General features: G+C 73.1%; 11 protein-coding genes and 2 tRNA genes. 4 read left to right on the top strand and 9 right to left on the bottom strand.

Translation table 11 applies throughout. The annotated features are described in order from the left end of the window. Nucleotides 1–15 precede the first annotated feature (15 nt). The 7 genes from M2302_RS30170 to M2302_RS30140 form a co-directional block, all read right to left on the bottom strand. Complete coding sequence (locus tag M2302_RS30170; protein ID WP_179801708.1) at nt 16–264, bottom strand: hypothetical protein; 249 nt, start codon at nt 262–264, stop codon at nt 16–18. Between the two features lie 111 nt (nt 265–375). Beyond that, nucleotides 376–449: transfer RNA gene (locus M2302_RS30165), tRNA-Met, on the bottom strand. A gap of 124 nt (nt 450–573) precedes the next feature. After that, a tRNA-Met gene (locus M2302_RS30160) sits at nt 574–650 on the bottom strand. A 59-nt stretch (nt 651–709) separates the two neighbouring features. Beyond that, the gene (locus M2302_RS30155; protein WP_280841210.1) at nt 710–1,633 is read right to left on the bottom strand and encodes a hypothetical protein; all 924 of its coding nucleotides are present in this window, start codon (nt 1,631–1,633) and stop codon (nt 710–712) included. Further along, nucleotides 1,623–2,132, bottom strand: a complete 510-nt coding sequence (locus tag M2302_RS30150; RefSeq protein ID WP_280841209.1) for a SigE family RNA polymerase sigma factor — start codon at nt 2,130–2,132, stop codon at nt 1,623–1,625. The genes M2302_RS30155 and M2302_RS30150 overlap by 11 nt, the downstream gene beginning before the upstream one ends. A gap of 151 nt (nt 2,133–2,283) precedes the next feature. Beyond that, nucleotides 2,284–5,244, bottom strand: coding sequence for a UPF0182 family protein (locus tag M2302_RS30145; protein WP_280841208.1), 2,961 nt, complete (start codon nt 5,242–5,244; stop codon nt 2,284–2,286). A gap of 115 nt (nt 5,245–5,359) precedes the next feature. Then, the gene (locus M2302_RS30140) at nt 5,360–6,373 is read right to left on the bottom strand and encodes a PDZ domain-containing protein (RefSeq protein WP_280841207.1); all 1,014 of its coding nucleotides are present in this window, start codon (nt 6,371–6,373) and stop codon (nt 5,360–5,362) included. Between the two features lie 182 nt (nt 6,374–6,555). Here M2302_RS30140 and M2302_RS30135 point away from each other — a divergent pair, with 182 nt between their 5' ends. Continuing rightward, nucleotides 6,556–7,791 carry a zinc-dependent metalloprotease gene (locus M2302_RS30135; RefSeq protein WP_170285429.1) on the top strand — a complete coding sequence of 412 codons (1,236 nt, stop codon included), beginning with the start codon at nt 6,556–6,558 and terminating at the stop codon, nt 7,789–7,791. Between the two features lie 84 nt (nt 7,792–7,875). Here M2302_RS30135 and M2302_RS30130 read toward each other — a convergent pair whose 3' ends face one another. Further along, nucleotides 7,876–8,484 carry a hypothetical protein gene (locus M2302_RS30130; RefSeq protein ID WP_280841206.1) on the bottom strand — a complete coding sequence of 203 codons (609 nt, stop codon included), beginning with the start codon at nt 8,482–8,484 and terminating at the stop codon, nt 7,876–7,878. Between the two features lie 136 nt (nt 8,485–8,620). Next, the gene (locus M2302_RS30125) at nt 8,621–9,151 is read right to left on the bottom strand and encodes a M48 family metallopeptidase (RefSeq protein ID WP_280841205.1); all 531 of its coding nucleotides are present in this window, start codon (nt 9,149–9,151) and stop codon (nt 8,621–8,623) included. Between the two features lie 512 nt (nt 9,152–9,663). On the opposite strand from M2302_RS30125, the gene M2302_RS30120 reads away from it, so the two are divergent. The 3 genes from M2302_RS30120 (at nt 9,664) to M2302_RS30110 (ending at nt 12,621) form a co-directional block, all read left to right on the top strand. Beyond that, the gene (locus M2302_RS30120; protein WP_165945332.1) at nt 9,664–9,831 is read left to right on the top strand and encodes a DUF5679 domain-containing protein; all 168 of its coding nucleotides are present in this window, start codon (nt 9,664–9,666) and stop codon (nt 9,829–9,831) included. A gap of 205 nt (nt 9,832–10,036) precedes the next feature. Next, complete coding sequence (locus tag M2302_RS30115) at nt 10,037–11,122, top strand: hypothetical protein (protein WP_280841204.1); 1,086 nt, start codon at nt 10,037–10,039, stop codon at nt 11,120–11,122. A gap of 167 nt (nt 11,123–11,289) precedes the next feature. After that, nucleotides 11,290–12,621, top strand: coding sequence for an AarF/ABC1/UbiB kinase family protein (locus tag M2302_RS30110; RefSeq protein WP_280841203.1), 1,332 nt, complete (start codon nt 11,290–11,292; stop codon nt 12,619–12,621). The last annotated feature ends 147 nt before the right edge of the window (nt 12,622–12,768 follow it).

Here is a 12,768-nt window from a genome sequence, read left to right as displayed (position 1 = left end):
CCGGGGCCAACCGGATCAGCTCGGCGGACGGTTGCGGCGGTTGCGCATCAGCCGCAGCACCAGGAACACGATCAACCCCACCACGACGAGGCAGCAGAGCAGGCCCAGGATGCCGCCACCGCCCCGGCCCCTGCGCCGTGCCGCCTCCACCACCAGCTCGCCCTGGCCCGTGGACGCCCAGGCCGCGACCGGTACGAAGACCGAGAGCACGACCGCACCGAGGACCGCGCTCAGCCGGCCCCACCACCTGTTCCAAGATGACATGACCCCATCCTGACCGAGGCGGGCAAGCGGGGCACCCCGGACGGACGGGAAACTCCCGGCGGGCGGAGACGGCGAAGGCCCCGGAGCGGGGCTCCGGGGCCTTCGAACGAGTAGCGGGGACAGGATTTGAACCTGCGACCTCTGGGTTATGAGCCCAGCGAGCTACCGAGCTGCTCCACCCCGCGTCGGCTCCATAAGCGTAGCGCATCCCCGGGACCGGGATCAGGCGGGTCCCGGATCGGCCACCGAGGCCGCTCGGGCGGGGAAAAAGCGAACGGCCCGAGGATCAGATCCTCGGGCCGTTCGTCGTGGTAGCGGGGACAGGATTTGAACCTGCGACCTCTGGGTTATGAGCCCAGCGAGCTACCGAGCTGCTCCACCCCGCGTCGACTGGTTAACCGTAGCGTACGGGGCCCCGGACCCGCAAAACGGGCCCGGGGCGCACTCAGCGCAACCAGTTGCGGATCGCCAGCACCGCCCGCCGGCTGTCCGCGTCGACCTGCGGCTTCGGGCTGGAACTGCCCTCCCAGCCCTGCTCCCAGAGCACCGTCACCACGTTCCCGATCCGGATGGCCCGGATCAACCGGACCTCCTCGTCGCCGGTCGGCTGGTCGTTGACGTCGAGGAAGGGCTTGCGCATCTCGAACAGCACCGACTCGTCGCCGTAGCCGCTGCTGGGCAGCAGCTTCTGCCGGGACTTCACCTTGCCGACCGGCTGCTCGGCGCAGTCACGCACCGCGTCGCGCAGTTCGTCGAGCGCGGCGGCGGCCTTACCGTCGCGGTAGATGGTGATGCTGTGCCGGTAGAGACCGTCCGGGATGTTCCCCTCCGGCGTGCCGGCCAGCTTGAACGGCACCGTCCGGACCCGCTGCCGGACCGTCCCCGACGCGCCCGGCTCCGCACCGCAGAGCGGGGGCAGCACCTGGCCCTCGCCGAACCTCGCTCCCGCGCCGGTGTCGTTCGCCGCCGCCAGCGCGAAGAAGGCGGAGTCGGGAATCGAGGTCGGCGTCCGGACGGGCGGCGGGACGCCGACGCCCGTCGGTGACGTCGACGGCGGTTGCTGCGACGCCGACCCGCTCGGCCCGGGCGAGATCGCCGACGGGGTGGGCGTCGGGTTCGACGGCACCGGCGAGGGCGGGGCCGGGGTGTCGGCGGGCGGCCCGACCCGGGTGGTCGGGCCGGCGGTGAGGACGAACTGGGCGCCGACGGCCGTCCCGCCGACCAGCGCCGCCGCGGTGAGCACCCCCAGCGCCGCCCGGGTCCGCGCCCGGCGGTCGGCATACCGACGCACCAGGTCGGGCGCCGCCAGGCCGCGTGGGTCGGTGTCCTCGGCGAGCGAACGGTAGAAACCGGTCAGTTCACGCGACATCGTTGACCTCCAGCTTCTCGGACGCGACCCCGGGCAGCAGCTCGGCCAGCCTCGTCCTGCCCCGGGACAGCCAGGACTTCACGGTGCCGGTGGGCACCCCCGTCTCGCGGGCGATCTCCTCCACCGGCATGTCGAACAGGTAGTGCAGGGCCAGCGCCTGCCGTTGGTTCGCCGGCAACTGCCGCAGGGCGCCCACCAGCAGGACGGTGTCCTCGCCCGGTGGCCGTACGTTCTCGGGTAAGCCGGTGCGGCTCACCGCCGTGCGCCAGCCGCGCAGCCGGCGGAACCGGTCGGTGGCCAGGCGGCTGACCACCAGCCGCAGCCACGCCTCCGGCGCCGGGTGGGTGGCCAGGCTGCCCCACTGCCGCCAGGCCCGGGCGTACGCCTCCTGCACGAGGTCCTGCGCCTCGCCGTGGTCACCCGCCACCGCGTGGCCGTACCGCAGCGTCCGCCCGGAGGTGCTCCGGTAGAACTCGTCGAAGCTCTGCGCGTCCCTCATGCTCACACCACGTCTCCCCGTTTCCCCCACCTGCTGACAAGACGGTGGACGGGGCCGCTCGGTTGCAGGGATCGGGTCGGAAAAGCGACAAGCCCGCGACCGGAGGACCAGCAGGTCCTCGGGTGGCGGGCTCGTCGGATCGCGCTGCGGCTCAGCCGCTCGGCGTCGGGGCCGGCGCGGACGGGCTGCCGCTCGGCGTCGGGGCCGGCCCGGCGGTCTGCTGCGCCTGCTGGAACGCGGTCATCGCCTCGTCCAGCGCCTTGAGCGCCCGGCCGTACCGCTCGAAGTCGCCGGACGTCTGCGCGGCCTTGACCTCGACGATCGCCGTCTGCACCCGCTCCGCCGCGGCGGCCAGCTCGCCGGTCAGCGGCGGCGGGTCGGTGCCGCCCGGGGGCGGCGGCGGGGTGCCGCCGGGCGGCGGCGTCGTGCCCTGCCCGGCCCGTTTGCCCTGGTCGACGAGCTGCTTGATGCCGTCGGTGAGGTTGTCGGCCAACACCACGTAGGAGCCGCCGTCGCCGTACGAGAGCAGCACCTTCTGCAGCAGCGGGTACGCGTCCTGCTGGTTGCTCTTCACGTAGACCGGCTCGACGTAGAGCATCCCGTCGCCGAACGGCAGCGACAGCAGGTTGCCGTAATGCACCTGCGCCTGGTTGGAGGAGAGCAGGTTGAGCTGCTGCCGGATGTTGGCGTTGTTGGTCATCTGCTGGTGCACCTGGACCGGCCCGGAGACCCGGGTCTGGTCCGGCAGCTCCCACACCTCCAGCTTGGGCTGACCGTCGACGTACGACCCGGAGATCAGCGCGGCAAGGTTCTGCCGCCCGTTCGGGGTGACCGCCGCGGTGATCTGGAAGCGCGGCCCCTGCTGCCCGGGGAACTGGGTGAACAGGTAGTACGGCGGCTGCTTCTGCCCGCTGTCCGGCGCGTCCGGCACGTTCGGCACCTGCCAGAAGTCCTGGCCGGAGTAGAAGTCGCCGGGGTCGGTCACGTGGAACTTGGTGAGCAGGTTCCGCTGCACCTTGAACATGTCGGCCGGGTAGCGGAAGTGCTCGGCCAGCTCCGCCGGGATGGCGTTCTTCGGCAGCACCAGGTCCCCGCCGAACGCCTTGTTCCAGGCCTTGAGCACCGGGTCGGTCTCGTCGAACTCGTAGAGCCGCACCGTGCCGTCGTACGCGTCGACGGTGGCCTTCACCGAGTTGCGCATGTAGTTGACGTTCTCCCGGGCCAGCTGGAACGTGCCCCGGTTGGTCAGCTCGTCGGCGGTCTCGGTCTGCAGGTTGACCCGCTCGGCGTACGGGTAGGTCGCCGCGGTGGTGTAGCCGTCGACGATCCACTGGATCCGGCCGCCGACCACCGCCGGGTACGGGTCGCCGTCGAGGGTGAGGAAGGGGGCGACCTTCTCCACCCGGTCCCGCGGGTTGCGCACGTACAGCAGCCGCGAGTTGTCGTTGACCGCCTCGGAGAGCAGGAAGTTCGACTCCTGCTCCTTGATGGCGTAGAGCAGCCGGCGGGTGAAGGAGCCGATCTCGACGCCGCCCTCACCGGTGTAGGTGTAGTACTGCTCGCCGCCGGTGGTCGGGGTGGGCCGGTCGAACTCGGCGTTGCGGGTCTCGTCGGCCTGCCCGACGATCGCGTAGTCGTTCTCCTCCATCCGCTCGCCGTAGTAGATCCGCGGCTGGGTGGCCGGGATCTGCTCGGCCTGCGAGGAGCACGCCTCCTGCGCCTTCTCGCCGAGGAAGCCGGAGACGAAGTACGGCTGGCCGCCGCAGACGACCTGGTTGGCCGGGGCCGCGACGAGGCCGTACCCGTGGGTGTAGACGGTGTGCCGGTTGATCCAGTTGTTCTGCTGGTCGGTCAGCTCGTTGTAGTTGATCTCGCGGACGCCGACCACGTAGTCGGAGGTCTTGTTCGCCACCGAGTACCGGTCGATGTCGAGCTTCGGCCCGAAGTCGTAGAAGCCGCGGACCTGTTGGAGCTGCGTGTACGTCTCGGAGACCAGTTGCGGGTCGAGCAGCCGGACGTTCGGCACCACCGAGGTGTCGGTGGCCAGGTTCGCCGGCGGGGTGAGGTGGCTCGCCGCGTACCCGGTGGTCTTCGTGTCGCCCAACCCGAACGCGGCCCGGGTGGCCCCGATGCTGCGCTCGATGTACGGCGCCTCCTTGTCCCGGGCGCTCGGCTTGACCTCGAAGGTCTGCACCGCCCACGGGTAGATGCCGCCGATCGCGACGGCGGAGACGCCGAGCAGGGCCAGCGCGATGCCCGGCCAGACCAGGTTCCGCATCACCGCGTTGGAGAAGACGATGATGGCGATCGCCACCACCACCGAGATGTACGCCAGGATCTCCTTGGCCGGCAGCAGCGCGTTGACGTCGGCGTAGCCGGCGCCGTAGAGCTTGGCGCCCTCGTTGTACTCCAGCAGCATCGCCCGCCGGTCCAGCACGTACGCGACGGCCTTGAGCAGCACGAAGACGGCGACCAGCGTGGTGAGGTGGGCCCGCGCGGCGTTGGTCATCCGGTCGCCGACGCCCTGCAGCCGCACCCCGCCGAAGATGTAGTGCACGGCCAGCGCGCCGAGCAGCGCCAGCACCACCGCGGTGAAGCCGACGCCGAGCAGGTACCGCCAGAAGGGCAGTTGGAAGACGTAGAAGCCGACATCGACGCCGAACTCCGGGTCCTTGACGCCGAAGTCGCCGCCGTTGCGGAAGAGCAGCCACTGGTTCCACCGGCTCTGCCCGGAGAGGCCCGCGAAGAGCCCGAGCACGACCGCGGTCAGGCTGATCCAGGTGCCGATCCGGGGCGTGAGCAGCATCCGGTAGCGCTCCAGGGTGGCCTGCTCCAACGAATGCGGCCGCAGCGCCGGTCGCAGCCGGTACGCCAGCCACAGGTTGCCGCCCACGAAGAGCCCCAACCCCACCCCGATGGTGAGGAAGAGCAGCAGCCGGGTGACCAGCACCCCGGTGAAGACCTTGGTGTAGCGGACCTCTTCGAACCAGAGCCAGTCCGTCCAGGCCTGGACACCCCAGCCGAGCAGGGTGAAGAGCACGAACACCCCGACCAGGACGCCGATGGTGACGCGTCCGCGCCGGCTCATCCTCGGCAGGGGACTGCTACGCATGACCACTGTTGGCTCCGCACGCTCGATGTGATCGGCTCCGGACAGGCACCCAGAGTACGGGTTGTTCCTGAACGTGTCGGTCCAAGGTCACGGTGGGCTGCCGCGGTGCCCGGGCTCAGCAGCGGATCGGCTGCCCACCCGACCGCAACGTCTCCAGCGCCGTCAATGCCTCGTCCAGCGAGCCGACCCTGATCAGGGGCAGGTCGGGCTGCGGATTGCGGACCGCCTCGGCGCAGTTGTCCGCCGGCACCAGGAAGACCTTCGCGCCGGCCTTCTTCGCCCCGACGAGCTTCTGAGCGATCCCGCCGATCGGACCGACCCGGCCCTCGTCGTCGATGGTGCCGGTGCCGGCGATGATCTTCCCGCCGGTCAGGTCGGCCGGTTCGAGCTTGTCCACGATGCCGAGGGCGAACATCAGCCCGGCGCTCGGCCCGCCGATGTTGGCCAGGTCGATCTTCAGCGTGAACGGGTGCGGCTGCCGCTGCTCCGGCACCAGCCCGACGCGCGGCCGGCCGTCCTGCTCCCGGCTGGTCACCGTGGCCGTGCCGGCCACGCCGTCGCGGGTGTAGCCGATCCGCAGCGCGGTGCCGGCCGGCTTCGCCCGGACCAGCTCCACCAGCTTGGTCGCCGTGGTCACCGTGACCCCGTCCACCGTGGTGATCACGTCGCCGGCCTTGAGCACGCCCGCCGACGGGCCGTCGGAGGCGACCTCCTTGGCCACCACCTGCACCGGGTAGCCGAGTTCCACCAGCGCGGCGGTCTCGGCGCTGGTCTGCGAGTTCTGAAAGTCCTCGGCGTTGCGCTTCTCCACCTCCTCCTGGCTCTCGTTCGGCGGGTAGACCAGCTCGCGCGGCACCACCGCCTCGTCGGCGGAGAGCCAGCCGGCGATCGCCGCCCGCAGCTTGACCGTGGGCTGCACCCCCACCGTGGTCATCCGCAGCTGGCCCGCGGAGTTGGACGTCGACCGGCCGGTGACCTGGATGACCTCCTTGCCGTCCGAGGTGCCGAGGGTGTTCACGGTCGGCCCCGGGCCGAGCACCACGTACGGGATGGGCGCGCCGAGCACGCCGATGCTGAGCAGAGTGGTGAGCAGAGCACCGAGGAGGACGGTCACGCCGCGACGTCTCATGCGGCAGAGCGTACCGATTCAGGCGGTGCCGCCCGGGCGGCCGAGGCCGACTTCGCCCTCAGCGCAACGACAGCGAGGGCGACCTGGGGCGCGGCGCGCGTACCGTAGACGTCGTGCCTGATATTCCGTTCGGTTTCGCGCTCCCGGGTGGGCAACCACCAGACCCCAACGATCCCGCGCAGATGCAGCAGTTCATGTCGCAGTTGCAGCACCTGCTCTCCGCGTCGGGCAGCGGGCCGGTCAACTGGGACCTGGCCCGGCAGGTGGCCGCCAGCCAGCTCGCCGCCGCGGGCGACCCGGCGGTGTCGCCGTACGAGCGGCACGCGGTGGAGGAGGCGCTGCGCATCGCCGACCTCTGGCTGGAGCCGGCCTCCGCGCTGCCGTCCGGCATCCGCACCTCCGTGGCGTGGAACCGCAACGAGTGGATCTACAAGACCCTCGACGTCTGGCGCAAGCTCTGCGACCCGGTGGCCAGCCGGATGGTCGGCGCGATGGGCGACCTGGTGCCGCCGGAGGCGCGGGCCCAGCTCGGCCCGATGCAGTCGATGGTGGCGACCCTGGGCGGGGCGCTCTTCGGCGGGCAGCTCGGCCAGGCGCTCGGCTCGCTCGCCGCCGAGGTGCTCTCGGCCGGCGACATCGGCCTGCCGCTGGGCCCGGCCGGCACGGCCGCGCTCGTCCCGGCCAACATCCGGGCGTACGGCGAGGGCCTGGAGCTGCCCGAGGACGAGGTACGCCTCTACGTCGCCCTGCGCGAGGCCGCCCACCAGCGGCTCTTCGAGCACGTCCCGTGGCTGCGCGGGCACGTGCTGACCGCGGTGGAGAACTACGCCTCCGGCATCCGGGTCAACCGGGAGGCGATCGAGGAGGCGATGGGCCGGGTCGACCCGACCGACCCGGAGTCGATGCAGGCCATCGCCCTGGAGGGCATCTTCACGCCGGAGGACACCCCGGCGCAGAAGGCGTCCCTGGCCCGCCTGGAGACGGTGCTCGCACTGGTCGAGGGCTGGGTCTGCCACGTGGTCGACAACGCCGCCGGCGAGCGCCTGCCCAACGTGGTCCGCCTCGGCGAGGCGTTCCGCCGCCGCCGGGCCGCCGGCGGTCCGGCCGAGCAGACCTTCGCCGCGCTGGTCGGGCTGGAGCTGCGACCGCGCCGGCTGCGCGAGGCGTCGGCGCTCTGGGCCGCGCTCACCACGCACCGGGGCATCTCCGGCCGGGACGCGGTCTGGGGCCACCCCGACCTGCTCCCCTCCGACGACGACTTCGCCGACCCGGTGGCCTTCGCGACCGCCCAGCTCGACCTCGACGACGAGCTGGCGAACTTCGACTTCACCGCGCCGGGCGGCCCGGAGGAGCAGGCGCCGGGCGGCGGCACCCCGCCCCGCTCCGACGACTCCGGGGACGACACCGACAAGTCCTGATCCGCACCGCACCGGCCGGGACGCGCCCCACGCGCGCCCGGCCGGCGGCGTCTACACGCTCGTCCGACGGCAGGGCGGGTTCGGTCAGCTACGGCGGGCGGGGCCGGAGAGGAGGGCCCGGGTGGCCTCCCAGCCCTCGACCGCCGGGTTCAGCGCGGCCAGGTCGGCCGGGCCGCGCAGCCGCCGCCAGGCGGGAGTGACCGCCACGTCGCCCGGGGCCGGCGCCACGCGGCGCACGTCCGCCGGCACCGCCGCGTCGAGGTCCAGCGCCGGCAACCATCCGGGTACCGGCAGCCGGGTGGCCACCCCGAGCAGGCCGGGCCCCTCCCCCTCGACCGGGGCGACCGCCACGGGCCGGCTGGTGAGCGGCCGGAGCAGCTTGCCCAGGGTCAGGCCGGGCAGGTCCGGGGCGTCGGCGGCAACCACGGCCGCCTGGTCGTACCCGGTCAGCGCGGCCAGTACGGCGTTCGCCGTGGGCTCGGCCACCTCGTGCACGGCGGTACCCGGCCAGATGACGGCGTCGGCGAGCCAGCGGTCCGCCGGGGTGACCGCCACCGCGGTCTCCACCTCGCTGAGCGTGGCGAGCATGTCGACGGTGTCCTCAGCCAGCGCGGTACGCCAGTCCACGGCATCGATTCCCGGTGGCGACCAGGTCACCGGGCCGAGCAACGCCACCACCACACGTCGGGTCACCCTCCGACCCTAACGTCCGGGGTGATCGACTCCGTGTCGCCGCAACGGCGGCATCGGAGGCGGACGGATGCCGCCACGTCGCCGACCTGGAGTCGATCACGCGGTGGCGGGAGGGGGCCGGGCAGAGCGGTGCGGGTCAGCCGGGGACGGGTACGGCGGAGGCGGCGGCGACGCCTTCCAGGTAGCCGCGGGCCCGCTCGGTCTTCGGGTACCGGCCGACGAGCTCCCAGAACCGGGCGTTGTGGCTGGGCACGATGAGGTGCGCCAGCTCGTGCAGCAGCACGTAGTCGAGCACCCAGTCCGGCATGTCCTGGAGGCGGTGCGAGATCCGGATGGTCCGGTCGGCCGGGGTGCAGGAGCCCCACCGGCCGTTCTGGTTGGTGACCCAGCGGACGGTGGCGGGCAGGGCGTCGCTGCCCTGGTCGGGGAGGTAGAGGTTGATCAGGCGCAGCGCCCGGTCGAGCAGTTCGGTGTCGGAGCGGGCGAGCCGGCCCTCACGGGCGGCGAGCCGGGCGAGCATCCGGTCGACCCACTCGCTCTCCTCGGCCCGGGAGAACTGGTCGGGGATCAGCACCACGACCCGCTCCCCGTCGCGGTAGGCGGACACCGTGCGTCGCCGGCGCTGACTGCGCCGTACCTCGACGACCGGCTTCCGCGCCCCAGCCATCAGTGAGCCGCGCAGCCGTGCATTCCTGCCACGAGGGAAAGCTAATGCGTACTGACCAGGGGTCCGCAAGGGTCAACACCGCGACACGCGCCCGGAAAATGGTGGTTGGTCGTGAGGAGTCCCGAAAAAAACTGTGGATGACCATGTCGGGCCGCCCCGATCACCCTTCGTGGCGGCCGGGAGGCACTCGACGCTCGCGTCCCACCCACCGTAGGTGATCACCGTCCGCAGCGCCGCTCGGGCCCCGTGCGGGCGTTTTTGCGGGTCTCCAACCGGCGTGTCCCCGGCAAACTCACTAATCCGGCCCATTCCGGCATGCACACTCTCGACGTCGACTTCCTCACAGTGTCGATGCACAGCTGACATGGATTCGCCCAGATCTGGGTAGGGTCCGCCAACCAGCGGTCACGAAGGTGTCCGCGGAGAAAGACCCAGCGCCTGGGCCCCGCGTGGCCCGCCGCCGGGAGACCCGCCGGGCCGGCTCGCCCGGCGGACGAGACGAGGAGGCTACCGTGGCCGACCAGGCCCAGACCTACAACGGTTACTGCGTCAAGTGCAAGGAGAAGCGGGACTTCGAGGGGCGCATCGAGGTTTCGAAGACCGGGATGAACATGGCCAAGGGCAAGTGTCCGGTGTGCGGCACAACAGTGAACCGCATCCTGGGCAAGGCCAAGGTCTGACCCGTACGCGTTCCGGGGGGAGGGGTGGCCGGCGGCCGCCCCTCCCCCGCGCCGTTCCCGGGGGCACGACGGTGTCGGGAGGGCGACAGAGTTACCCGCCGGTTGTGGATATCCCGCCGCTTCCTGTGGACAGCGCTGGACAGAGCGCCGCGCACCTGTGGACAACGATCGACGGACAGCGCGGACTCGGTCACGATCCGTCGTCATGAGCCCGTCGACCCGCCCGGCCCACCCGACCCTCTCCCGCCCGCCCCTGCCCCGCCCGACGCTGCTGCCCGGCCTGACCCGGCTCTGGCGCGACCGGCACACCCTGCAACTCGGGCTCGACCCGGGGCGCGCCGTCCTGCTCGAGGTCGCCGACCCGCGCGCGGCGCGCCTGCTCGACCTGCTCGACGGCAGCCGCAGCGAGCGCGGGATCCTGGCCGATGCCGCGGCCGCCCGGATCGGCCCGGACGAGGCCCGCGAACTGCTGGACGCGCTGCGCGCCGCCGGTCTGGTCGTACCCGCGCACACGCTGCTCCCCCGGGACCTGGCCGGCCCGGCGCGCAGCCGCCTCGCCGCGGAGGCCGGGGCGCTCGCGCTGGCCGCGCCCACCCTGCCCGGCACCCCGGCGCAGGTGCTGCGCCGGCGGCGGGCCGCCCGGGTGGTGGTCGCCGGCGCCGGCCGGCTCGGCGGCCCGGTCGCCGTCGCGTTGGCGCAGGCCGGAGTGGGTCACGTGGCACCCGAGCTCGCCGGCACGGTCGGCCCCGCCGACCTGGTCGGCACCGGGCTGGCCGCGTCCGACGTGGGACGCCCGCTGGCCGCCGCGCTCCGCTCGGCGATCGGCCGGACCGCCCCCGGCACACAGACCCGCCCGTTGCGCCGCGGTCGGGTGGAGCTGGCGGTCCACCTCGGCGCCGACCGGCCGGCCGCCCTGCTCGCCGCCGGTTACGCCCAGCGTCGCCAGCCGCACCTGCTGCTCGGCCTGCGCGAGGGCGTACCCGTGGTCGGGCCGCTGGTGCGACCGCCGGTCGGCCCCTGCCTGCACTGCCTGGACCTGCACCGGGCCGACCGGGACCCGGGCTGGCCCGGGCTCGCCGCCCAGCTCGCGGCGGACCCGGCCGACCAGGCGTGCGCCGCCGCGACCCTGCTGGCCGCCGTCGGCTACGCGGTCGCCGAGGCGCTGGCCCACCTCGACGGCGGCGCTCCGGAGACGCTCGGCTGCGCCGTGGAGATCGGCGCGGCGGGCCGGTTCCGGCGCCGGATGTGGCCGCCGCACCCCTCCTGCGGATGCGCCGGCCGCCGGCGCTGACCGTCGCCCGCAGCAGCGGGAGGACGGCCGGCGGCGAGGCCGGGCGGCGCGTCGGCCCGCTCGGACGGCGGGGCGGGTGGGGCCGGAGGGGGCGCGGAGGAGGGAAGCCGGGGCCGAGCCCGGCTTCGGAGCAGCAACGGGCCCACCGAGTCGGTAACAATGACCAAGTGACCGACATCCCGCGCCGGGCCGTGTCCCGGACCGCCAAGCTCGCCGCTCTGCCGCTCGGCTTCGCCGGGCGGACCGTCCTCGGCATGGGTAAGCGCGTCACCGGGCTCGCCTCCGACGTCATCTCGGCCGAGATCCAGCAGCGCACCGCCGAGCAGCTCTTCAGCGTCCTCGGGCAGCTCAAGGGCGGGGCGATGAAGTTCGGTCAGGCGCTGTCGGTCTTCGAGGCGGCGCTGCCGGAGGAGATCGCCGCCCCCTACCGGCAGGCGTTGACCAAGCTCCAGGAGGCGGCCCCGCCGCTGCCCGCGGCGACCGTGCACAAGGTGCTCGCCGAGCAGCTCGGGCCGGGCTGGCGGGACCGGTTCGTCGAGTTCAACGACACTCCGGCCGCCGCGGCGAGCATCGGGCAGGTGCACAAGGCGATCTGGCGGGACCCGGAGACCGGCGAGGCGCGGACCGCAGCCGTCAAGATCCAGTACCCGGGCGCCGGTGACGCCCTGCTCGCCGACCTCAAGCAGCTCTCCCGGCTGGGCGGGATGTTCCGGGCGATCCAGCCGGGTCTCGACGTCAAGCCGCTGTTGGTCGAGCTGCGGGAGCGGGTCACCGAGGAGCTGGACTACGAGCTGGAGGCCGAGTCGCAGCGGGCCTTCGCCGCCGCGTACGCCGACGACCCGGAGATCTTCATCCCGGCCGTGCTCTCCAGCTCGCCCCGGGTGCTGGTCACCGAGTGGATCGAGGGGACGCCGCTGGCGGACATCATCCGCGAGGGCACCGAGGAGCAGCGGGACGAGGCGGGCCGGCTGATGGCGACGCTGCACCTGTCCGCGCCGCCCCGGGCCGGCCTGCTGCACGCCGACCCGCACCCCGGCAACTTCCGGCTGCTGCCCGACGGCCGGCTCGGCGTGATCGACTTCGGCGCGGTGGCGCGGATGCCGGAGGGCACCCCGGAGCCGATCGGCCGGATCGCCGGGCTGGCGTTGCGCGGCGACGCGGACGGGGTGGTGGACGGCCTGCGGAAGGAGGGCTTCGTCAGCTCCACGGAGCCGATCGACGCCCACGCGGTGCTCGACTTCCTGCGGCCGATGCTGGAACCGATCGCCGCCGAGGAATTCCGGTTCAGCCGGGCCTGGCTGCGGTCCGAGGCGGCCCGCCTGGCCAGCCCGAAGTCGCCGACCTACCAGCTCAGCCGGCAGCTCAACCTGCCCCCGTCGTACCTGATGATCCACCGCGTGACGCTGGGTTCGATCGGGGTGCTGTGCCAGTTGGAGGCCAAGGCGCCGTACCGGGGGATCCTGGAACGCTGGCTGCCCGGCTTCGCGCCGGTGGCCTGACCGGGACGTAACGACGCGGGGGCGGGGGCCGGGTTACGGGGCCCCCCCCCCCCGGCGCCGGTGGGGTGGAGAGAGCGCCCCGGGCGCGCGCCGGCGGGCGCCCGCGCGTGAAACGGCCCGGAAGGGCGGGGACGGGTGGCGCAAGGC

It is taken from the genome of Micromonospora sp. A200 (genome assembly GCF_029893845.1).
Lineage (GTDB): Bacteria > Actinomycetota > Actinomycetes > Mycobacteriales > Micromonosporaceae > Micromonospora > Micromonospora purpureochromogenes.
The sequence above is the reverse complement of the archived record's forward strand: the minus strand, read 5'-3'. Positions and strand labels throughout refer to the sequence as shown.